At 64.8% G+C, this 21,509-nt stretch carries 17 protein-coding genes; 9 read left to right on the forward strand and 8 right to left on the reverse strand.

Annotated features, from left to right (window positions below; genetic code table 11):
- Positions 1-96: 96 nt before the first annotated feature.
- The 3 genes from urtA to GCN78_RS07185 all read right to left on the reverse strand — a co-directional run bounded on the left by urtA (position 97) and on the right by GCN78_RS07185 (position 2,941).
- Positions 97-1,350, reverse strand: a complete 1,254-nt coding sequence (gene urtA / locus GCN78_RS07175; protein WP_152251080.1) for an urea ABC transporter substrate-binding protein — start codon at positions 1,348-1,350, stop codon at positions 97-99.
- A gap of 186 nt (positions 1,351-1,536) precedes the next feature.
- Complete coding sequence (locus GCN78_RS07180; protein WP_152251081.1) at positions 1,537-2,325, reverse strand: DUF4349 domain-containing protein; 789 nt, start codon at positions 2,323-2,325, stop codon at positions 1,537-1,539.
- 16 nt (positions 2,326-2,341) lie between these two features.
- Positions 2,342-2,941, reverse strand: a complete 600-nt coding sequence (locus GCN78_RS07185) for a transglutaminase-like domain-containing protein (RefSeq protein WP_152251082.1) — start codon at positions 2,939-2,941, stop codon at positions 2,342-2,344.
- Positions 2,942-3,196: 255 nt separating this feature from the next.
- Between GCN78_RS07185 and GCN78_RS07190 the strand changes: the two genes are divergently transcribed.
- The 3 genes from GCN78_RS07190 to GCN78_RS07200 are packed head-to-tail and all read left to right on the forward strand — an operon-like array spanning position 3,197 to position 8,444.
- Positions 3,197-3,784: a DUF2760 domain-containing protein gene (locus GCN78_RS07190; protein WP_152251083.1), complete on the forward strand. Its 588-nt coding sequence runs from the start codon at positions 3,197-3,199 to the stop codon at positions 3,782-3,784.
- Positions 3,781-5,652 (forward strand): Hsp70 family protein, encoded by a 1,872-nt coding sequence (locus GCN78_RS07195; RefSeq protein WP_152251084.1) that lies wholly within the window; start codon positions 3,781-3,783, stop codon positions 5,650-5,652. The genes GCN78_RS07190 and GCN78_RS07195 overlap by 4 nt, the downstream gene beginning before the upstream one ends.
- A 2-nt stretch (positions 5,653-5,654) precedes the next feature.
- Entirely contained in the window at positions 5,655-8,444 is a 2,790-nt protein-coding gene (locus GCN78_RS07200) for an Hsp70 family protein (RefSeq protein ID WP_152251085.1), read from the forward strand.
- 251 nt (positions 8,445-8,695) lie between these two features.
- Here GCN78_RS07200 and GCN78_RS07205 read toward each other — a convergent pair whose 3' ends face one another.
- The 3 genes from GCN78_RS07205 to GCN78_RS07215 form a co-directional block, all read right to left on the reverse strand.
- A complete protein-coding gene (locus tag GCN78_RS07205; RefSeq protein WP_152251086.1) occupies positions 8,696-10,237 on the reverse strand; it encodes a CHASE2 domain-containing protein in 1,542 nt (513 codons plus the stop codon).
- Positions 10,238-10,358: 121 nt separating this feature from the next.
- Positions 10,359-11,687, reverse strand: a complete 1,329-nt coding sequence (locus GCN78_RS07210) for a serine hydrolase domain-containing protein (protein WP_152251087.1) — start codon at positions 11,685-11,687, stop codon at positions 10,359-10,361.
- Between the two features lie 28 nt (positions 11,688-11,715).
- The gene (locus GCN78_RS07215; RefSeq protein WP_152251088.1) at positions 11,716-13,212 is read right to left on the reverse strand and encodes an alginate export family protein; all 1,497 of its coding nucleotides are present in this window, start codon (positions 13,210-13,212) and stop codon (positions 11,716-11,718) included.
- Between the two features lie 210 nt (positions 13,213-13,422).
- Between GCN78_RS07215 and GCN78_RS07220 the strand changes: the two genes are divergently transcribed.
- Together GCN78_RS07220 and GCN78_RS07225 are read left to right on the forward strand one after the other, a co-directional pair.
- Positions 13,423-14,571, forward strand: a complete 1,149-nt coding sequence (locus tag GCN78_RS07220; RefSeq protein ID WP_152251089.1) for a sigma-54-dependent Fis family transcriptional regulator — start codon at positions 13,423-13,425, stop codon at positions 14,569-14,571.
- Between the two features lie 142 nt (positions 14,572-14,713).
- The gene (locus GCN78_RS07225; RefSeq protein WP_152251090.1) at positions 14,714-16,522 is read left to right on the forward strand and encodes an NAD(P)/FAD-dependent oxidoreductase; all 1,809 of its coding nucleotides are present in this window, start codon (positions 14,714-14,716) and stop codon (positions 16,520-16,522) included.
- A gap of 71 nt (positions 16,523-16,593) precedes the next feature.
- Here the strand turns inward: GCN78_RS07225 and GCN78_RS07230 are convergent, their stop codons facing one another.
- Positions 16,594-17,160: a YceI family protein gene (locus GCN78_RS07230; RefSeq protein ID WP_152251091.1), complete on the reverse strand. Its 567-nt coding sequence runs from the start codon at positions 17,158-17,160 to the stop codon at positions 16,594-16,596.
- 456 nt (positions 17,161-17,616) lie between these two features.
- Here GCN78_RS07230 and GCN78_RS07235 point away from each other — a divergent pair, with 456 nt between their 5' ends.
- The 4 genes from GCN78_RS07235 (at position 17,617) to GCN78_RS07250 (ending at position 20,729) form a co-directional block, all read left to right on the forward strand.
- Positions 17,617-18,075 carry a YbaN family protein gene (locus GCN78_RS07235; protein ID WP_152251092.1) on the forward strand — a complete coding sequence of 153 codons (459 nt, stop codon included), beginning with the start codon at positions 17,617-17,619 and terminating at the stop codon, positions 18,073-18,075.
- A 324-nt stretch (positions 18,076-18,399) separates the two neighbouring features.
- Positions 18,400-19,209: a methionine ABC transporter ATP-binding protein gene (locus GCN78_RS07240; protein ID WP_070222288.1), complete on the forward strand. Its 810-nt coding sequence runs from the start codon at positions 18,400-18,402 to the stop codon at positions 19,207-19,209.
- Entirely contained in the window at positions 19,202-19,876 is a 675-nt protein-coding gene (locus tag GCN78_RS07245; RefSeq protein ID WP_152251093.1) for a methionine ABC transporter permease, read from the forward strand. The genes GCN78_RS07240 and GCN78_RS07245 overlap by 8 nt, the downstream gene beginning before the upstream one ends.
- 25 nt (positions 19,877-19,901) lie before the next feature.
- Entirely contained in the window at positions 19,902-20,729 is an 828-nt protein-coding gene (locus GCN78_RS07250; protein WP_152251094.1) for a MetQ/NlpA family ABC transporter substrate-binding protein, read from the forward strand.
- 87 nt (positions 20,730-20,816) lie between these two features.
- Here the strand turns inward: GCN78_RS07250 and GCN78_RS07255 are convergent, their stop codons facing one another.
- Positions 20,817-21,434, reverse strand: a complete 618-nt coding sequence (locus GCN78_RS07255; protein ID WP_152251095.1) for an OmpW/AlkL family protein — start codon at positions 21,432-21,434, stop codon at positions 20,817-20,819.
- Between the last annotated feature and the right edge of the window lie 75 nt (positions 21,435-21,509).

Raw genomic sequence — 21,509 nt, forward strand, 5'->3', positions numbered from 1 at the left:
GAATGACTGCTCAGGGATCTATGCTTACCCCAAAGGCGAGGACTGGGGTCGGACCCTCAGGGTCCGACCCCAGCATTTGCTGGTGGGCGATAGCTCCTACAACTTCTGCTTGCCCTCATTACCCTTGATAAACGGGCTCCACGGCTGGGCGCGTATTGCTTCCTTGGTTTTCCACACAACATTGAATTGCCCGTCGGCTTTGATTTCGCCGATCATCACAGGCTTGTGCAGGTGGTGATTCGTCGCGTCCATGGTCAGGGTGAAGCCCGATGGCGCCTTGACGCTCTGGCCGGACATGGCGGCGATCACCTTGTCCGTGTCCGTCGATTTCGCCTTTTCCACGGCTTGCGCCCACATGTGGATGCCGACATAGGTCGCCTCCATCGGGTCGTTCGTCACGACCGACCCCGCGTTCGGCAGCTTTTGCGCCACGGCATACGCTTTCCACTGCTTGATGAAGGTCGCGTTGACGGGATTCTTGACGGATTCAAAATAATTCCACGCCGCCAAGTGCCCCAGCAGGGGCTTGGTATCGATGCCGCGCAGCTCTTCCTCGCCCACGGAAAACGCGACGACGGGCACGTCCGTGGCTTTCAAGCCCGCATTGCCCAGTTCCTTGTAGAACGGCACATTCGAGTCGCCGTTGATGGTGGAAATGACGGCCGTCTTGCCGCCCGTGGAAAACTTCTTGATGTTGGCGACGATGGTTTGATAATCGGCGTGGCCGAACGGCGTGTAGACCTCGCTGATATCGCTATCCTTGACTCCCTTGCTTTTCAGGAAGGCGCGCAAAATCTTGTTGGTGGTGCGCGGATACACGTAATCCGTGCCCAGCAGCACGAAACGCTTGGCGCCGCCGCCATCCTTGCTCATCAGGTATTCGACGGCGGGAATCGCCTGCTGGTTCGGCGCGGCGCCCGTATAAAACACATTCTTTTCCAGCTCCTCGCCCTCGTATTGCACCGGGTAAAACAGCAGGCTGTTAAGTTCCTTGAAGACGGGTAAAACCGACTTGCGCGACACGGACGTCCAGCAGCCGAACACGACGGCAACCTTGTCCTGCGCCACCAGCTGGCGCGCTTTTTCCGCAAACAAAGGCCAGTTCGATGCGGGATCGACGACGACGGCTTCCAGCTTCTTGCCCAGCACGCCGCCCTTGGCATTGATCTCGGCAATCGTCATCAGCGCCACATCCTTGAGCGACGTTTCGGAAATGGCCATGGTGCCCGACAGGGAGTGCAAGATGCCCACCTTGATAGTATCGGCGGCCCAGGCCGCCTGCATGGTGATGGACGTGGCCAGGGCCAGTGCGCCGGCGGCGGCCGCTTTCAGGATGATGCGTCGTGACATGGGGACTCCTGTGATGGGTTCGTGGGGGTCGAGCTGGTCTACGATGTTGTTAAAGCAGAATGCATGCCAGCGCCAGCCGTCGTCCGCCATGGTGCGTGCACGCCAGCGCCGCACGAAAAAAAACCTGGCCGCACAAGGACTGTGCAGCCAGGTTTCAAATTGCCGTAAAACGGTGCGCGGCAGGCTTTACATCTTGCGCGGTGCACCTCGCAAACGGCGCCAGCCCTTGCGTCCCAGCGGGAACAGCAGCACGAACGCGATCAGCCACGGCAGGAGGTAGGCCATGGCCGTGATGGCGTTGGCCACGCCTTCCGACAGGTTTTCCGTGAAATTGCCCAGCGCGCGCTTGACGGGCCGCAAGAACGATTGCTTGCCTTCGGCGCTGATGGCCACGTTCAGCAAGTCCGTATCGATGCGCTGCATCAACAGCGCATTGGCCGCCGTCGCCTGCTCCAGCTCCACTTGCACGGAGGCCAGTTCCTTGCTCACCTTGATCAGCGCCTCGACGTTCGTGCCCGAGCGCTTTTCCAGGTCTTGCAGCTGGGCCTGATATTGCCTGAGCATCTCCAGGCGTTTCTTGCTGTCGAGCACGGGACGGCCCAGGTCTTCCACCTTGGTGCCCTGGCTGGTGACATCGCCTTCGACCGCGACCAGCGCGACGAGCTTCTTGATGCCGGCCGGTTTGGCGCGCATGCTGATGCGCGCATGCACGTAGCGGCCGCTGTCGATGCTGGAATCGAGCAGCAGGCAGCCGTTTTCCGTATCGGCCTTGCAGGCGGCGACCACTTTTTCATACAGGGGCCGCACTTGCGCCTCGCGCGTATCGACGCTGACGTTATGTTCATAGGCAAGGAACTCGCTGCCCTTTTCCTTGCCTTCGAGACGCGCGGCGCTCGACTGCCCGCCACTCTCGCCCTTGCTGCCGCAGCCGGCCAGCAGCAACAGGCCAATCAGGCCAATATGGATTTTTTTCATGGTTTCTTTCTCTGGATTATTTGCCAAGCGCAAGCATCTCGACATCGGGCAGATGCGCCGCCACGTCCTGCACGGTCGCGTGGCCCGTCAAGGACGCGATCACCTGCGGCAACGGCGCCGGCCAGATTTCCGGCAAGTCACGCTCCTCGGGCGCCAGCACGGGAAAGGCCAGCTGCTCCTGCGGCGGCGTGAAGGCGGCCGCGACGCCGGGTTTGTTGCCGCGCGCATCGATGCGGTACCAGCCAAAGTCCTGCAGATACACGGCGTTCAAGCCATGCAGGCAAAACGGCGGCCCCACTTCGCCGACGGCCAGGCGCTGGTAGCACAGACCGGCCGGAATGCCGTTGGCGCGCAGCAGCGCGGCCAGCAGATGGCTCTTCGCATAACAGTATCCCGTGGCATGCTGCAAGACGTCGGACGCGCGGCAAGTGACGGGATTGCGCCGGTAATCCCAGCTGTGGGCCACCTCGTCGCGCACGAAGGCAAAGCAGCGGGCCGCGATGGCGGCATCCCCCACGGCGCCTGCCGCCAGTTCGGCCGCCTTGGCGCGCACGGCCGGATGGTCGCTGTCGATATACGGGCTGCTGGCTAGATAGGGGGAAAAGTCGATGGACATGGCATAAAGGCAATGCGAAAAGATAATGCGCGATTTTAGTCGAAGCGGCACGAAATCGAGCGTTTCCTTGCGCAGGAACAAAGAAAATCCACGCATCAGGCTCGCTGCGCGGGGGCCGGCGGCTTTGGCGGCGGCCCGGTAGCTGGTATCATGCGGGCAAACGCAGCAGGCCTGATTGGCCCTGCACATGGCACTACCTTGCGAAGCGGCCCCCGCCGCCGACGCCTCCCCTACAGATCAGAGAAACGAGTTCCTATGAGCACACCATCGTCCCACCCATCGTTCTGGCGCCGAGTCCCGCTGGCTTTCGGCGCCTTCTTCAGCACCCTGTCGGACGCCGCCTATGCGGCCCGCGTGGAAAAACTGTCCTTGCCCGAGGCTGCGCCCATCGCTCCCGTGGCGCCTGCTCCTGCGCCGGCTCCCGTGCCGACGCCGGCCGCCGCGCCCGTGATCTTGAAAGAAGCGACGCCGGACGCAGCCCTGCAATTGCTGGCCCTGCTGCAACGCGAAGCGCGATTGATCGACTTTACCCAGGAAAACCTGGGCAGCCATGCCGATGCCGACATCGGCGCGGCCGCCCGCGTCGTGCATGAAGGCTGCGCCAAGGTCATGCGCGAATACTTCACCATCGAGGCCGTGCGCCAGGAAGCCGAGGGCAGCCGCATCGTGCTGCAGGAAGGTTTTGATTCTGCACAAGTGCGCCTGACGGGCAACGTCGTCGGTTCCGCGCCGTTCACGGGCACCCTCAGCCACCGCGGCTGGCGCGCCTCCAGCGTGCGCCTGCCGAAACTGAGCGGGCAGCACGACGCCGCCATCCTGGCACCGGCCGAGGTGGAACTGTGAACGATCAAACCAACACCACCGCGCGCTACGCCATCGGCATCGACCTGGGCACCACCCACAGCGCCCTGTCGTATGTGAACCTGGTCGAGAGCGATGGCGAGCAATCGAGCCACGGCGTGCTGAAAGTGCCGCAGCTGTCGGCGCCGGGCACGGTCGAAGACCTTGCGCTGCTGCCCTCGTTCGTCTACCTGCCGCACGCCGATGAAGTGGCGGCGGGCGACCTGGCCCTGCCCTGGGTGACCGAAGAAGCGGAAGCGCCATTCGTCGTCGGCGAAATGGCCCGCAGCCGCGGCGCCACCACGCCGATCCGTCTGGTCTCGAGCGCGAAAAGCTGGCTGTGCCACCCGGGCGTGGACCGCCGCGCGGCGATCCTGCCGAACGATGCGCCGGCCGAAGTGGCGCGCATCTCGCCGATCACGGCCGCCACGCGCTACCTGACGCACTTGCGCCAGGCCTGGGACAACGCCCACCCGCAAGCGCCGTTCGCCGAGCAGGAAATCACCGTCACGATTCCCGCCTCGTTCGACCCGGCCGCGCGCGAGCTGACGATGGAAGCGGCGCAGGCGGCCGGCTACACCTCGCTGACCCTGCTGGAAGAGCCGCAGGCGGCCCTGTACAGCTGGATCCAGACCAGCGAAGGCCGCTGGCGCAAGGAAGTCAAGCCGGGCGACATCATTCTGGTGGTCGACGTGGGCGGCGGCACCAGCGACTTTTCGCTGATCGCCGTGCTCGAACGCGACGGCGTGCTGGAACCGCACCGCGTCGCCGTCGGTGAACACATCCTGCTCGGCGGCGACAATATGGACCTGGCGCTGGCCCACCTGGTGGCCCGCAAGCTGGCCGCCAACGGCACCCAGCTCGACGCCTGGCAAATGCGCGCGCTGACCTATGGCTGCCGCGGCGCCAAGGAAAGCCTGCTGGCCGACAGCGGCCTCGATGTGGCTCCGATCGTCGTGCCGAGCCGCGGCTCGAAACTGATCGGCGGCTCCATCCGCACGGAACTGACGCGCGCGGAGGTATCCACCTTCATCCTCGACGGCTTCTTCCCGCAGGTGGAAGCGTCGAGCCGCCCCGCCGTGCGCACGCGCGCCGGCCTGACGCAACTGGGCTTGCCGTATGCGCAGGACGCGGCCATCACGCGCCACCTGGCCGCGTTCCTGGGCCGGCAAGTGGCGGCGACCGCCGAGCTGGAAGGCTTCGCGGGCCGCCAGGCGGACGGCGCCAGCTTCCTGCACCCGACGGCCGTGCTGTTCAACGGCGGCGTCTTCAAGTCCGACCTGCTGGTCCAGCGCATCATGGCCACCGTCAACGACTGGCTGTACATGGAAGGCGCGGAACCTGCGCGCATGCTGGCCGGGGCCGATCTGGACCTGGCCGTCGCGCGCGGCGCCGCCTACTACAGCTATGTGCGGCGCGGCCATGGCGTGCGCATTCGCGGCGGCACGGCCAGTTCCTTTTATGTCGCCATCGAATCGGCCATGCCGGCCATCCCCGGCATGGAACCGCCGATCCAGGCCCTGTGCGTGGCCCCGTTCGGCATGGAAGAAGGCAGCGAGCTGGAATTGCCGGGCCAGCAATTTGGCCTGGTCGTCGGTGAACCCGTGCACTTCCGCTTCTTCGCCTCGTCCACGCGCCGCAACGACCAGATCGGCGACTTGCTCGATTTCTGGGGCCCCGACGAACTGCAGGAGCTGAGCGAAATCCAGGCGACCCTGTCCGCCGAAGGCCGGTCGGCCGGCGACGTGGTGCAGGTGAAGCTGCATGCGCGTGTGACGGAAGCGGGTACGCTGGAACTGCTGGCCGTTTCCCCTGACGGCGCCGAGCGCTGGAAGGTGGAATTCGACGTGCGCGGCACGCCGCAGCCATAAGCATGCGCAGCGCTGCGGGCAAGCCGGCCTTCCTGGTCGGCATCGACCTGGGCACCACCAACACGGTGGTCGCCTATGCGAATGCGGCCAATGCAGCCGATATGCAGGCAGGAATAAACCTGTTCGCCATCGAGCAGCTGGTCGCTCCCGGCGAAGTGGGCGCACGCCCCCTGCTGCCTTCCTTGCGCTACCACCCCGCCGCCGGCGCACTGGCGGCGGGCGACTTGACGCTGCCGTGGCCGCAGCAGGACGTGGCCGGCGTCGAGCATGCCGTTCTGGGCGCGCTGGCGCGCCAGCTGGGCGCCCAGGTACCGGGCCGCTTAGTGGCCAGCGCGAAGAGCTGGCTGTCGCATGCGAACGTGGACCGCCAGGCGCCCATCCTGCCGTGGGGCGCGGACGCCGACGTGGCCAAGGTATCGCCCGTGGCGGCCAGCGCAAGCTACCTGGCCTATGTACGCGCCGCGTGGAATCACCGCTTCCCGGATTCTCCACTGGAAGAGCAGGAACTGGTGCTGACCATCCCCGCCTCGTTCGACGAGGGTGCGCGCGCACTCACCCTGCAAGCGGCCCGCATGGCGGGCTTGCCCACCTTGCGCCTGGTGGAAGAACCGCAGGCGGCCTTCTACGATTTCCTGCAGCGCCGGCGCGCCACCCTGCGCCATGACCTGGCCAACACGCGCCGCATTTTAGTGTGCGACGTGGGCGGCGGCACCACGGATTTCAGCCTGATCGACGTGGCCTTCGACGACGATGGCGAACCGCAGCTCACGCGCAGCAGCGTGGGCAACCATTTGATCCTCGGCGGCGACAATATGGACCTGGCGCTGGCCCACCTGGTGGAAACGCGCATGGCCGCCGGCCAGGAAGGCGGCATGAAACTGTCGGCCGCGCGCCTGTCGCAGCTGATGGAACGCTGCCGCGCCGCCAAGGAGCTGCTGCTGTCGATCGACGCGCCGGAGAGCGCGACCGTCACCCTGCTGGGTGCGGGCTCGCGCCTGATCGGCGCCAGCCGCTCCGTCGACGTCACGCGCGAGGAAGTGGCGGCCATGGTGGTCGACGGCTTCTTCCCGAGGGTGGAACTGGGCGACACGGCGAAAAAAGGACGCGCCGGCATCGTCGAATTCGGCCTGCCGTACGCGCAGGACGCGGCCATCACGCGGCACCTGGCCAGCTTCCTGCAGCAGCATGCCGGTGAACTGCCCGACACCCTCTTGCTCAATGGCGGCGTGTTTCGCGCCGATGCGCTGGCGCGCCGCCTGGCCGACACCCTGGCGCACTGGCGGGGCCAGCCGCTGACCATCCTGCATAACGACAATCCCGACGTGGCCGTGGCGCGTGGCGCCGTCGCCTACGCGCTGGCCCGGCGCGGCCAGGCGCCGCGCATCGGCGGCGGTTCGCCGCGCAGCTATTTTCTCGTGCTGGGCGAGGCGGGCAAGGACAAGCGCGCCGTTTGCATCCTGCCCCGTGGCAGCGCCAGCGGCGAGGAAATCCGTCTCACGGAGCGCCTGTTCGCGCTGCGCCTGGGCCGGCCCGTGCGCTTCCACCTTGCCACGTCCCTCTTTGAGGCGGACGCGCCGCCGCGACTGGGCGAGATCGTCGACCTGGACGCCGGCGAGTATCTGCGCCTGCCGCCGCTGGCCAGCGTGCTGCACGCCAGCGACGGCAATGACAAGCGCGAAATCACCGTGCAGCTGGCCACCGTCATGACGGAAGTGGGGACGCTGGAAGTGCATTGCGTGGCCGAAGCCGATGCAAGTCAGCGCTGGCTGCTGGAATTCCAGCTGCGCGCCGGCAAGGAAGAGCAAGACGATGGCGAGGCTCAAGCCATCTCGCCGCGCGTGAAGGAAGCCATCGAGAAGATCGAGCGCATCTTCGGCGGCAAGGCGCAAAAGGTGGAAGTGAAAGAAGTGCGCCAGCTGCGCCAGCACCTGGAACGGGGACTGGGCGGGCGCGAAAGCTGGGATACGCCGCTGCTGCGCCAGCTGTTCGACGCCCTCCTGCTGCGCGCGCGTGGCCGGCGCCGCTCCGCCGAGCATGAGCGGGTCTGGCTGAACCTGGCCGGCTACTGTTTGCGTCCCGGCTATGGCGACGCGCTCGACCCATGGCGCATCGAGCAGCTGTGGGCGATGTTCGACACGGGCGTCCAGCATCACAAGGATAGCCAGGTGTGCGCGGAATGGTGGACCCTGTGGCGCCGGGTGGCCGGCGGTTTGAGCACGGAGCAGCAACTGCGCCTGCTGGACGACTTCGCCTTCAACCTGCAAGCCGATGCGGCCCAGCGCGGCAGCCGCCCCGTCACCCTCGTCAATGGCAGCGACGACGACATGCTGCGCCTGGGCGCCTCGCTCGAGCGCATCCCCGGCGCCTACAAGGCCGAAGTGGGCGCCTGGCTGATCAAACGCCTGGACAAGGCCGCCAAGAAGGGCGAAGCGGCCGACACGCCCACCCTGTGGGCGCTGGCCAGGGTCGGCGCGCGCCAGCCCTTCCACGGCAGCGCGCACGAAGTGGTCGACAGCGCCACCGTGGCCGACTGGCTGCAGGTGCTGCTGGCGCTGGACTGGAAAAAAATCGAACCGGCGGCGTTTGCCGCCGCCCACCTGGCGCGCATGACGGGCGACCGCTCGCGCGACATCGCCGACGAGCTGCGCGCCACCATCCTCGCGCGCCTGAAAGCCGTGGGCGCCCCGCCCCTGTGGCAGGCGATGGTCAGCGAAGTGACGCAACTGGACGAAGCGAACACGAAACGCATGCTGGGCGAGGCGCTGCCGCCGGGGTTGAAGCTGATCGGCTGATCTTTTTTACAAACCCAACGGCGCAAATGCCGGGGTCGGACCCTGAGGGTCCGACCCCAGATTCTGCCTTTGGGCTAAAAGGCGGATTACCCCTCGCTACGCGCGCCACGATACCGTGGCAAGCCATCGGCCAATTTCACCCATTCCACTTGCGTCTCCGTATAAATATGGCTTTGCGGCGATGGCTTTGCGGCGATGGCTTTGCGGCGGAAGACGCCCAGTTTAGCGCTGCTGCTACGCCACGGTTTGCGCTAGATCACGGCGATGATCAACAACAGCACCGCCAGCGGCGCCTGCACCAGCACGATGCCGGGATGCGTGCGGCGCAGCTGGGCCCAGACGGACAGGCCAGCCACTTCCTCGTGCGGATGGTGGGCTTCGTCGCGCAGCGACATCGCGTGCAGGAACATGCCGGCGATCAGGGGGCCGGGATTGACCCACCAGCCCTGCTCGAGCAAGCCGCGCGAGGCGTAGATGGCCAGCGCGCCGATGGCAAACGGCGAGGCCCACACCAGCACCAGCATCAGGCGGATGCCATAGAATTCGGCCAGGGTGCCCATGCGGTGCAGGCGGCTGAAATCGTGGTCTTCCATGCGCTTGTCGATGGCCAGCTCGGCGCGGCCATACAGGGTCCACAGGCCGCCGAACAGGCAGCCCAGCAGCACGCCGATGACGATGTCGGCCACGAACACCGCATATTTGTTGACGTCGGCCGTGCCGATGCCCAGCGACGTGTGGGCGGCCGCATGCAGGTGCAGGCTGGCCTGCTCGCCTTCGGCCGTCGTATAGCGGTCGCGCACGTCATACGTGCTGCCGATATACACGACGTTCTTGCGCAGCGCCTCGGCATCCACGCCGGCCTGGCCATCGATCAGTTTGACGCGCGTGCGCGTGGGGTTCAGGAATGGGGGCGCCACGGCGGCCGGGTGAAATGGCGCCGTGACGGCGTTCTGTTCGGCCGCTGCCTTGGCGTCGCCGTGGATGACGGGCTCGAACGCCCAGCGCGCCAATTCCTTTTCACTGCCCGTGCGCCGCGCCAGCTGGCACACGCGGCCGGCCAGCGCCAGCCCTTGCTTTTGCTCGGACAGGACGGCCGGCATGGGCTGCTTCTGCTCCTGCTCGTCGGCGCCATGCGCCAGCTCGAAGGCCACGGCCGCCAGCACGGGGCTTTTCAGCTCGATGCGCGTGACGGCGCCCATGCGCTCGCGGATCTGCGGGCTGGCGAAATGAATGCCGGCCGCGCAGCGCGCGCGTATCCACGGCAGGTTCGCATTCCGGTCCGATTGTTCGGGCAGGATCAGCACCAGTTGCCGGCCATCGGCGGCCAGCCGGTCGAGCAGGCTGTCCAGCGGCCGCTCGCCCGCCTTGTGCTGCTCGTACACGGCCGGCGCCAGGTCCAGGTCGATGGCCAGCACCTTGCTGCCGCGCGCGGCGGCGCTGGCGATCAATTGTTCCAGGCGCGTGCGTTCCAGCGGTTCGCGCTCGTCGAAAACCTGTTCGAACGCTGGCTGGTCGATTTCGATGATGCCGGGCCGGTAGGCGGCGCCCGGGTCCTTGTCCCGGTTCAGCAGCTGCCCCTGTTCCGCGCTGGCGCGCAGCATGGCCGCATCGAGCCATTCGAGCACGTGAAAACCTTCCAGCACCAGCATCAGCGAGGCGATCAGGCTGGCGCCGATCACGTGGTGCAGCAGATGCGTGCCCGTCAGCTTGAAGGCCGCGCCCAGCTGGGCGACCGGCCACAGCAGGCGCCGCCAGAGCGGCGGGCGCGGTTGGTCTGGCTGGCTGGTTTCCACTGGACGTACTCCTTGCGTGCGGCGAATTAATTATCACCTAGGCAACAAGTGATGACGAAAGGACAGTATATTGCAGTTGTGTCCGTTTCGCCGCACGGCTGGCAAGGGTCAGCCTGGCACCCTACTTCGGCTTGGCCAGCAGCAGCTTGCCCAGCGCTTCGAAGGCCGGCGTGGTGGTCGGGTCGTTCGCCGCATTGGCCGCCGTCGGCGTCGAGGCGAAACGCACGATCACCATTTCCGCCTTCGGATCGACATAGATGCGCTGGCCGTATACGCCGCGCGCCATGTAGGCGCCATGGTCGTTATGCGTGACCCACCACATGTCGCGGTAGCTCCAGCCTTTCAGCAGGTCGTAGCCGCCCTTGGCGAACAGCTGCTTGTCGCCGCCGCGGCGGATGTCCGCGACCGCCGCCTTCGGAATGATCTGCTGGCCGTTGTAGCGGCCGTCGTTGCGCAGCATCTCGCCGAAGCGGGCCAGGTCGCGCAAGCCCGCGCTCAAGCCGCCGCCGGCAAACGGCGTGCCCGTCGAATCGTCCGACATGTACGCATCCTGCTCGGCGCCCAGCTTGCGCCAGACGTGCTCGGACAGATACTCGTTGACGTTCTGTCCCGTGACGCGGGCGATGAGCCAGCCCAGCACGTCGGCATTGACCGTGCGGTAGCCGAACGCCTCGCCATGCCTGCCCTGGTGCTGCACCGTCTGCAGGTACTCGAAATAGCTGCGCGGCCCCGTGTAGTCCTTGGGCTTGGGCAGCGGATTGCCGGCCGCCGCGTGCTGCCACACTTCCGCCTTCGGGTCGGCGTAGTCTTCGCTGAATTTCAGCCCCGTGGTCATGTCGAGCACCTGGCGCACGGTGGCGTCGCCAAACGCCGACTTGGCCAGTTCCGGGATGTAGTCGGCCACCAGCTTGTCCGGATCGAGCTTGCCTTCGGCCACCAGCGCCGCACCCAGGGTGCCCATCACGGACTTCGTCACCGACATGGCGCCATGCTGGCCGCTGTCCTTCAGCACGCCGAAATAACGTTCGTACACGATGCGGCCGCGGTGCAGCACCACGATGCCATCCGTGTAGTTGGCGCCCAGCGACTGTTCCCATGTCATGCTGTCCTTGCTGCCCAGCGGCGTGAAGCGCAGGCTGTCGATATCCTTGCGCAGCGCGCGCTGCAGGGGCTGCGGCGCCCCCAGGCCGCGCGACACATTCACCGTCGGCATCAACTGGCGGAAGTGCGACACGCTCCAGCGCAACTGCGGGAAAGTGAAATAGCTGCCATCGTCGAAGCGGATGATTTTATCGGGCGGCGGCGGCGCGCCGACCATCCATTTCAATGCGGCCGGGTCGCTGGCGGCGGCCGATAACGGCGCCGTCGGCTCTGCGGCATGGGCGCCGGCGGCCAGCGCCAGGCAGGCTGCGGCCAGGGCCAGACGTTTGATGCTGGGGAAATCGTTCATGCGATGCTCTCCTTGATAGTCAGAATATTCAATAGACCCATACGACGTTGGCCAGCCAGCCCGTCCACGTCCTGGCCTGCCCGTTCACCAGCTGGTTGACGCCCGACTGCGCGAACGAACCGCTGAAACCCAGGGTCAGATAGGTATTCGGGTTCACCACGCGCACATACTTGATGAAGACATCGTTCGCCAGCATCGGGCGCAGCACGCCGGCGATCACCACGGGCGCATCGCCCGGCACGTCGAGGCGCGTGGCCTGACCGAACTGCAGCGGGCTGCCCATCCGGTTGGCGCGCACCTGGGCCAGGTAGGCGGTCACGGTGACTTTCGGCGTCGGGTGCAGCTCGATGGTGGCTTGCAGCGCATTCACGTTGGCATTGACGAAGACCCAGGTTGCCTTGCTGCCCGACGCCCAGGCGCCCGGCGTGCCTTCGAAGAACAGCGGGTCGAAGCGCTCGTTGCGCGCCGTGTGCGGATCGTCGCCGGAAAAACTCTGGTAGCCAAGCGTGAACTTCGGCGACCATGCCACGTCGGGCAGGGAAAAGCCCCCTTCCGTGCGCCAGCCCCAGGCCCGCATCGGCTCGCGCGTATTCCATTCGCGCGCCGCGTCGACGCCGAACCAGCCTTTCGACAGCACGGCGGGCAGTACGGGAACGCGCGCGTAGCCATACACGAACTGCAAATCCTTGCGGCCGTCCGGCACGGCCAGCGGCGCGCCGATGCCGCCAGGCGCCGCCTGCGGATACGCGGCATGCGAACGGGGTACCTTGCCATACGCGATGCCGGCCTTGCGGTCGTTCGCGGGCGCGTAGCTGACGTCCACGCCCACCAACCGCGTGCCCGAATCGTTGTCGGGGTTTTCATTCGGGTCCAGGTAAAACGCCTGGGCGCTGAACGCATCCTGGCTGACTTTCGCCACCACGGAATTCTGGAAGGCCTTGCGCGGCCCCAGTTTCAGCGCGCCACGGTCAAAGCCGTTCGAGCCGCCATTGGCGACCAGCATGCCGGTACCCAGCGTGAAATTCTGCGCGCCGGCCGACAGGTCGAGCATGGCGCGCGTGCCGCCGAGCGGCATGCGGATGCCGGCGACGAATTCCTCGATCGAGATGCGGCCCGTGTCGCCCGCGCCGAACGGATCGTGGCGCAAGGTGCCCGAGCCCACGGCGGAGACGCGCGCATACAGCTGCCTGCCGTCGCTCAGGTTGCGCTTGAAGCCGAGGGCCGGCTTGACATAGAACTCGTACCAATAGGGGTTGAAATCGAAGTCGGGCTGGCGCGCCGGGGTGTTCGACAGCTTCCAGAACAGCTTGCTTTCGCCGGCCACCTGCACGCCCGCTTCCACGGAACGCGTCACTTGCCAGCTGGCGACTACGGCCGGTTCGACGGCGGCGCGCCGGGCCACCTCTTTTTCCATGCTGCTCTGGCCCTCGGGATCGAGCTGGCCGGCGGCGCCGCAGGAGGCGCTCACTCCCAGCAAGGCCAGCACCATCGTTCTGCGTGCCAGGAACATCGCTTGCATTGTCATGGATATCCCTTGCGATTACCGACCGTCAATTTGAGCCGATGTTATCAGAGATGCTCTTTTTTATTGTTGTAAAGCATCCTATTGTGCGGCGCGGCTGTGGTGAGACGAACGTCTCACGGCAGTCCCATGCTGCAATGCGGCATGCATATGCCTGCGCTTCGTGCTAAAAACGGGCATACCATAAAAAATACCGAGACACTGGAGAGCGCCATGCCCTACGTCCGCCAGACCAGCCATATCGACCGCGTGCGCGACCTGATCGCCGGCCGTATCGTCCATCCGGGAGCCGATATGGCCAGGCTGGCTTCGTCGTACCGGCGCTCGCTGGACGACTACCGGCTCGACCCCGCCTCCACCACGGGGCCACGCATCCTGACGGGCGCCGAACTGCGCGCCATCCAGCAGTCCGAGGAAAATTTTCTGCGCTCCACGGGCCAGTGCCTGCCGCGCCTGCACGCCATGGTGCGCGAAGCGGGCTACTGCGTCATCCTCGCCAACGCGCGCGGCGTGACGATCGACTACGTGGTCGACACGGACCAGCGCAAGGATTTCAAGAAGGCGGGCCTGTATCCCGGTTCGTGCTGGTCGGAAGAGGAGGAAGGCACGTGCGGCATCGCCTCCGTGCTGCTCGACCAGGAAGCCATCACCGTGCACAAGACCGACCATTTTCGCGCCGCGTTCACGAGCCTGACCTGCAGCGCCGCGCCGATCTTTTCGCCGCACGGCGACTTGATCGGCGTGCTCGATGCATCGGCCCTGAATTCGCCCGACGCGCGCGACAGCCAGCGCCTGGTCAGGCAGCTGGTGCGGCAAGGCGCGACCCTGATCGAAGACGGCTTCTTTCTCAAGTCCTACGGCCATTGCTGCATCCTGCTGGCGCACCGCAACCGCCACTTCGTGGAAGTGCAGCCGGAGATGCTGCTCGCCATCGACGAACATGGCGACGTCGTCGCCGCCAACGGCTGCGCGCGCGACGTCATCGGCGGTCTCGATAGCCTGCCGCGTCCCGTCGACGAGGTGCTGGAAGTGCGCGCCGAACGGCTGTTCGATGCGCGGGCCGGACACAATCTGCTATCCCTGCGCCTGGCAGGCGGCAGCACCTGGCTGCACGCCCGCGTGCGCGCGCCGCTGCGCCAGGCCGGCGCGCGCACGCGCACGCGCGTCAAGGACACGGCCAACGTGACGGATGGCGTGGCGGCCTGCACGCCGCAGGAACAGGCCGAGCGCACGCGCATCGTCCATGCCATGAACAGCGCCAAATGGCGCCCGCTGCAGGCGGCGGCCATGCTGGGCATCTCGCGCGCCACCCTGTACCGGCGCCTCAAGCAGCTGCACATCGTGCCGCCGCACCGGCAGTAGTCCTTTTGACAGCTGAGATTTCCGTCTCACATTCCGCCATGCTGCGCTGCGGGATGCGGGGCCGGAACGCCAGTGTTACAACATCGTCAGCGGCAACACAGCCGCATCCCATCATAAAGTCAGCAGACTTGGAGGAGACACGATGCAAACCGATATCAACCCGCACGACCTGGCCGTGGCCGGCATCCTGGAACAGCTCGAAGGCAGTCTTCGCGCCAGCGACGGCACGGGCGCCGCACAGCTGTTCGAACCAGACGGCTACTGGCGCGACCTGGTGCTGTTTACCTGGAACCTGAAAACCCTGGAAGGCCGCGAGCAGATCGCCGCCATGCTGGCCGCCCAGCTGGGCGCCGTGCAACCGGTGTCCATCCGCATCGCCGACGGCGAACATGCGGTGCAAGCCGGCGGCGTGCTGCAAAGCTGGATCACGGTGGAAACGAACGTGGCGCGCGGCGTGGGCTTCATCCGCATCCGCGACGGCAAGATCTGGACCCTGCTTACGACCATGAGCGAATTGAAGGGTTTTGAAGAAGCCAAGGGCGGCCGGCGCCCCATGGGCGCGGAACACGGCGCGCGCACGAATCGCAGCAGCTGGCTGGAGCACCGCGAGCAGGAGGCCAGGGAACTGGGCTACGCGCGCCAGCCCTATTGCGTCATCATCGGCGGCGGCCAGGGCGGCATCGCGCTGGGCGCGCGGCTGCGCCAGTTGAACGTCCCCACCATCATCATCGAGAAAAACGCGCGCCCCGGCGACAGCTGGCGCAAGCGCTACAAGTCCTTGTGCCTGCACGACCCCGTCTGGTACGACCACATGCCCTACATCCCCTTCCCGGACAACTGGCCCGTCTTCACGCCCAAGGACAAGGTCGGCGACTGGCTGGAAATGTACACCAAGGTGATGGAGTTGAACTACTGGGGTTCGACGTCATGCGAATCGGCCAGCTTCGACGAAGCCGCCGGCGAGTGGACGGTGCAGGTGCTGCGCGACGGCCAGCCCGTCACCCTGAAGCCGAAGCAGCTGGTGCTGGCCACGGGCATGTCGGGCAAGGCGAACATGCCGAAGTTCAAGGGCATGGACGTGTTCCAGGGCGAACAGCAGCACTCGTCGCAGCATCCGGGACCGGACGCGTACGTGGGCAAGAAAGTCGTGGTGGTGGGCGCCAACAATTCCGCGCACGACATCTGCGCCGCCCTGTGGGAAGCGGGCGTGGACGTGACCATGGTGCAGCGCTCGTCGACGCACATCGTCAAGTCCGATTCCCTGATGGACCTGGCGCTGGGCGACCTGTATTCGGAACGGGCGCTGGCCGCCGGCATGACGACGGCCAAGGCCGACCTGACGTTCGCCTCGATTCCCTATAAAATCCTGGCCGACTTCCAGAAGCCCGTCTTCCAGGCCATCCGCGAGCGCGACGCGGACTTTTATGCGCGCCTGGAAGAACGGGGCTTCATGCTCGATTTCGGCGACGACGATTCCGGCCTGTTCATGAAATACCTGCGCCGCGGCTCCGGCTACTACATCGACGTGGGCGCCTCCGAGCTGGTCGCCGAGGGCAAGATCAAGCTGAAAAGCGGCGTCGGCGTGCAGGAATTGAAAGCCCGCTCCATCGTGCTGTCCGACGGCACGGAACTGCCGGCCGACCTGGTGGTGTACGCCACCGGCTACGGCTCCATGAATGGCTGGGCGGCCGACCTGATCTCGCCGGAAGTGGCCAACAAGGTGGGCAAGGTGTGGGGCCTGGGCTCCGCCACGACGAAGGACCCGGGCCCGTGGGAGGGCGAACAGCGCAATATGTGGAAGCCCACGCAGCAGCAAGCGCTGTGGTTCCACGGCGGGAACCTGCACCAGTCGCGCCACTATTCGCAATACCTGTCGCTGCAACTGAAGGCGCGCATGGAGGGGTTGAACACCCCCGTGTACGGGCAGCAGGAGGTGCATCACCTGGCGTGATAACCGGGGGCAGGTAAAAAAAATGGCGGCGGACCGAAGTCCGCCGCCATTTTGCATCATGCAGCCAACAATTACTGTTTAATAGCTTCGATGGCAAACGTCAGGGTCACATCATCGCTGACGGCCGGCGCATATTTGCCGGCGTTGAATTCCGTGCGCTTGATCTTGGCCGTAGCGTTCGCGCCGCAAGCGTCTTTCTTCAGCATCGGGTGCGGTGCGCAGGTGAACGAGGTGACGGTCAGGGTCACTGGCTTGGTCACGCCTTTCAGGGTCAGGTTGCCATCCACGGAAGCGAGCTTGTCGCCGTCGAAATTGAACTTGGTCGATTTGTAGGTGGCGACCGGATACTTGGCCGTGTCGAGGAAATCTTCACCCTGGATGTGCGAGTTGAACAGGGTCGAACCGGTATCGACGGACTTGGTGTCGATCAGCACTTCGACGGCGCCCGTCTTGGCGGCGCGGTCCAGGGTGATCTTGCCGGTGGTGTTGTTGAAACGGCTTTGCTGCGTCGAGAAGCCCATGTGGCTGTACTCGAAACGGGGGAAGGTGTGGCTGCCATCGATGACATAGACTTCAGGAGCGGCAACGGCGGACAGCGAGAAGCCGGCGGCGGCGATAAAAGCGAGCAGTTTTTTCATTGTTGGTTCCTAACAAAAAGTGGAGGATGTCAAAACCGCAAGCAGCTGCGGGCGAATAGCGCCTGCGGCTGATTGTCTGGCTTCAGTTGCAACAGATTATGCATGGCATGAAGATCGATGTAAAACGGAAAATATACCTAGTTAGCATCGATAAAATCGATAATACAGACGATAATGTCCGCGACAGCGTCTTCTGTTGCCGATTATTGTCTGCCTTGTCAAAAATATCCAGCGTTATACAGTTCGGCAAATGAGAATGATTCTTGTTATTATTCTATAGGCTGCGATCATCGCGGTCCTGGCGCGCATGCGCCGCCGCCCTGATTCCTCCATAATAGAGCTGAACACCGAGCAGAAAAACATGACGGCCACCCGCCACGATACGAACACCTTGAACCCGCACCCCATCTATTGCCCGCCCCGCAGCCAGAGCGTGAGCGCCGGAGCCTTCGCCTGATGCGGGAGACGCCCGCCCCGGCGCCATTGCGCGAGGCGCATGGCGTGCGCCTGCGCCGCTGGGCCTGGACCGCCGCCGGCGCCCTGATGGTGCTGCTGGGGATCATCGGCGCCATGCTGCCCGTCATGCCGACGACGATTTTCCTCATCCTCGCCCTGGCCTGCTTCAGCCGCGCCTCGCCGCGCCTCGAGCACTGGCTGCTGCAGCATCCCCGCTTCGGTCCGCCGCTGCGCCAGTGGCGCGAACACCGCGCCGTCTCGCGGCGCGGCAAGGCCATGGCTTGCCTGGGCATGGCCATCGGCTTTGTCGCCATGTGCCTGGGCCATCCGCCGTGGTGGGTCATCGCCATGGTGGGCGCCATGGAAATCGCCGTCCTCGTCTACCTGTTGCGGCGTCCCGAAGGTCCTGCCGCCAGCGGAGCAGAATCTGCCCGCGAAGAGGACAAAGGCAGGCTGTAAACCGCCCTCCCCGCGTCGAAAAAACGGCAAGTCAGCCGAACTGCACATAAAAACACCGCGACGCCTGCGCAGGGCGCGTCGAACTTTTCACCAAGATACGGCTCCGCCACGCCAGTGCGCGCGATTAAATTCGGCAAGAACGCCGCTTTCCCGCTTTTTCCACTTGCAAACGGGCACATAGACATTATTTGCATATTCAAAGCAAGATTCTGTCGTAGGAGTAATAACACGATCGGAGGTATACTACGCAACCGACGTAGCAGGCTGGGCGATTTGGCCCCTGCAAGCAAGCCTGTCACGGTCCAATAAAAAAGGAAACACTGCATGACCACACCACACCGTACGCCGGTGATTCGCATCGATGGCGCGAACAAGACCTTCGCGCTGCCCAAGGGCGAACAATTCCACGCGGTCAAATCGGTCACGCTGGAAGTCTATCCCGGTGATATTTTCGGCCTGATCGGCAAGAGCGGCGCCGGCAAATCGACCTTGCTGCGCCTGATTAACCTGCTCGAGCGTCCCGACAGCGGCACCATTACCGTGGCCGGGCGCGAACTGACCCGCCTGGGCAAGAGCGAGCTGCGCGACGCGCGCCAGAATATCGGCATGATTTTTCAGCAGTTCAACCTGCTGCAAAACGCCAGCGTCTTCGACAACGTCGCCTTCCCCCTGAAAATCCATGGCACGACCAAGGGCGAGCAGATCGCCGCCCGCGTCGAGGAATGCCTGGCGCTGGTGGGCCTGTCCGACAAGCTGCACAGCTATCCGGCGCAATTGTCCGGCGGGCAGAAGCAGCGCGTGGCGATTGCCCGCGCCCTGGCCAGCCACCCCGACGTGCTGCTGTGCGACGAGCCGACGTCCGCGCTGGACGCGGAAACGACGCGTGCCCTGCTCGACACCCTGCGCGACATCAACGCGCGCCTGGGGGTGACCATCGTCATCGTCAGCCACGAGCTGTCGGTGCTGGGCGCCATCTGCAACCGCGTGGCCGTCGTGGAAAACGGCGCCATCGCCGAACAATTCGATTTGAGCGACACGGCCACCCCGCGCAAGACGGCGCTGGGACGCGAGCTGGCGTATTACGGCACCGAGGCGTTTGAAGCCACCGCATGGAAGGATGCAACACATGTTTGAAGAATCGATCAATAACGTCATCAAGCTGCTGCCGGAAATCTGGGTGGCGCTGGGCCAGACCATGACCATGCTGGGCATCGGTCTCACCGCCGCCATCCTCATCGGCGGCCCGCTGGGCATCCTGCTGTTCCTTGTCTCGGAAGGCCAGTCGCTGGAAAACCGGCCGCTGTCGACGATCCTCGGCTGGCTGGTGAACACCGTGCGCAGCTTCCCCTTCATCATCCTGCTGGTCGCCCTGACGCCGTTTACGCGCATCATCGCCGGCACCTCGATCGGCCCGCTGGCGGCCAGCGTGCCGCTGTCGTTCGCCGCCATTCCCTACCTGGCGCGCCTGGTGGAACAGAACCTGCGCGAAGTGCCGCGCGGCGTGATCGAGGCGGCGCACGCCATGGGCGCGTCGGAAATGCAGATCATCTTCCGCGTGCTGCTGGTCGAAGCGCGTTCCGGACTGGTGCTGGCGCTGACCGTGCTGTCGATCAGCTTCCTGTCGTATTCGGCCGTGGCCGGCGTGGTGGGCGGCGGCGGCATCGGCGACCTGGCCATCCGCTACGGCTACTACCGCTTCGAGACGGACATCATGGTCGCCACCGTGGCCATCCTGATCGTGCTGGTGCAAACCATCCAGTTCGCCGGCACGCGCATCGCCAAGCGCCTCGACAAACGTTAATCCCTATTCAGAAACAAGGACCTACATGAACCACCTTCGCCGCACCCTGCTCCTGGCCGCCACCAGCCTGGCCTTCGCCACCGCCGCCCACGCCAAGGACCCGAAAGAACTCGTCATCGGCACCAGCTCCGGCCCGTACTCGGACCAGCTGAAGCTGGGCATCAAGCCCATCCTGGAAAAACAGGGCTACAAGGTCAAGATCGTCGAATTCAACGACTACGTGCAGCCGAACTACGCGCTGGCCGAAGGTTCGCTGGATGCCAACGTGTTCCAGCACATCGTCTACCTGACCAAGTTCGCCACCGATAACAAGCTGCCACTGAGTTCCCTGATCACCGTGCCGACCATGCCGATCGGCCTGTACGGCGGCAAGCAGAAAACCCTGGCCGACGTGAAAAACGGCGCCACCATCACCATGCCGAACGACCCGACCAACCAGGCGCGCGCGCTGGTGATGCTGGCCAAGATGGGCTGGATCAAGCTCAAACCGAACGTCGATCCGCTGCGCGCATCCGAGCGCGACGTGCTGGACAACCCGAAGAAGCTGAAACTGGTGCCGCTGGAAGCGGCGCAGCTGCCACGCTCGCTGGCGGACGCCGACTACGCTTTCGTGAACGGCAACTTCGCCCTGGCCGCCGGCATGAAACTGACCTCGGCCCTCGCCGTGGAAAAGATCTCGGACAGCTACATCAACCTGGTCGCCATCCGCACGGCCGACAAGGCCAAGCCATGGGTCAAGGACCTGGAAGCGGCCTACCGCTCGCGCGCCTTCCTCGACGCGACGAACAAATACCTGGCCGGCTATGAAAAGACGGACTACCAGCTGGCGCTGGAAAAGACGCTGAAAAAATAAAGCGGCGCAGGCAATGCAAAAAGGACGGCCAGGTGAAAACCCGGCCGTCCTTTTTTATTGTCTGCGCCACGCGGGCGCCATCGCTATTTAGAAGCGGTAGCCGACGCCTACACCGATCAGGACAGGGTCGATCTTGACTTCGCTGGCCTTGGCGGCGCCGACGAAGACGTCGCTGCGAATCTGTACTTTTTTGATGTCAAAGTTCAGCGACCAGTTTTTGTCCAGCTTGTAGTCGACGCCGGCTTGCAGCGAGAAGCCCCAGCTGTCATGCTCCAGGCGGCCAGCGCCATTCAGCAGTTTCACGCTCGAAATGTTCGTATAGTTCACGCCTGCACCGACGTATGGGCTGAACTGTTTTTCAGGCATGAAGTGGTATTGCAGCGACAAGGTCGGCGGCAAATGCTTGAACGTACCGATATTTTGGCCACCCAAGGTGACGTCATGCTTTTGCGGATACGTCAGGATCAGCTCGGCAGCGATGTTCGGCGTGAAGAAATACGAAATATCGATTTCAGGAATCGTCTTGCTGCTGACGTGGATCGTGTCCGATGCGCCGACGCCCAAGACCGGCGTGGATTTGTTGGCAGGATCGATGTGCACGGCGCGCGCGCGCACCAGCCATGGGCTTTCCTGCGCCATTGCATTGCCGGCGAATGCGCCGATGGCGGCCAGGACGATTGCTGCTGCAGTTGCGGACTTCTTCATTCTAGTTCCCTCTTTTTGTCGTTAAGTAACGCTGCGAAGTCTAAGAGTGCAGTGCAACAAAAACTTTGATCCACA

The sequence above is a fragment of the Janthinobacterium rivuli genome (assembly GCF_009208735.1).
In the GTDB taxonomy this organism is placed as follows: Bacteria; Pseudomonadota; Gammaproteobacteria; order Burkholderiales; family Burkholderiaceae_D; genus Janthinobacterium.

What these genes read in the sequence shown, in the direction of transcription:
- urtA (WP_152251080.1), bottom strand. Translation starts at nt 1,350, where the DNA reads ATGTCACGACGCATCATCCTGAAAGCGGCCGCCGCCGGCGCACTGGCC.
- GCN78_RS07180 (WP_152251081.1), bottom strand. Translation starts at nt 2,325, where the DNA reads ATGAAAAAAATCCATATTGGCCTGATTGGCCTGTTGCTGCTGGCCGGC.
- GCN78_RS07185 (WP_152251082.1), bottom strand. Translation starts at nt 2,941, where the DNA reads ATGTCCATCGACTTTTCCCCCTATCTAGCCAGCAGCCCGTATATCGAC.
- GCN78_RS07190 (WP_152251083.1), top strand. Translation starts at nt 3,197, where the DNA reads ATGAGCACACCATCGTCCCACCCATCGTTCTGGCGCCGAGTCCCGCTG.
- GCN78_RS07200 (WP_152251085.1), top strand. Translation starts at nt 5,655, where the DNA reads ATGCGCAGCGCTGCGGGCAAGCCGGCCTTCCTGGTCGGCATCGACCTG.
- GCN78_RS07210 (WP_152251087.1), bottom strand. Translation starts at nt 11,687, where the DNA reads ATGAACGATTTCCCCAGCATCAAACGTCTGGCCCTGGCCGCAGCCTGC.
- GCN78_RS07215 (WP_152251088.1), bottom strand. Translation starts at nt 13,212, where the DNA reads ATGACAATGCAAGCGATGTTCCTGGCACGCAGAACGATGGTGCTGGCC.
- GCN78_RS07220 (WP_152251089.1), top strand. Translation starts at nt 13,423, where the DNA reads ATGCCCTACGTCCGCCAGACCAGCCATATCGACCGCGTGCGCGACCTG.
- GCN78_RS07225 (WP_152251090.1), top strand. Translation starts at nt 14,714, where the DNA reads ATGCAAACCGATATCAACCCGCACGACCTGGCCGTGGCCGGCATCCTG.
- GCN78_RS07230 (WP_152251091.1), bottom strand. Translation starts at nt 17,160, where the DNA reads ATGAAAAAACTGCTCGCTTTTATCGCCGCCGCCGGCTTCTCGCTGTCC.
- GCN78_RS07235 (WP_152251092.1), top strand. Translation starts at nt 17,617, where the DNA reads ATGCGGGAGACGCCCGCCCCGGCGCCATTGCGCGAGGCGCATGGCGTG.
- GCN78_RS07240 (WP_070222288.1), top strand. Translation starts at nt 18,400, where the DNA reads ATGACCACACCACACCGTACGCCGGTGATTCGCATCGATGGCGCGAAC.
- GCN78_RS07245 (WP_152251093.1), top strand. Translation starts at nt 19,202, where the DNA reads ATGTTTGAAGAATCGATCAATAACGTCATCAAGCTGCTGCCGGAAATC.
- GCN78_RS07250 (WP_152251094.1), top strand. Translation starts at nt 19,902, where the DNA reads ATGAACCACCTTCGCCGCACCCTGCTCCTGGCCGCCACCAGCCTGGCC.
- GCN78_RS07255 (WP_152251095.1), bottom strand. Translation starts at nt 21,434, where the DNA reads ATGAAGAAGTCCGCAACTGCAGCAGCAATCGTCCTGGCCGCCATCGGC.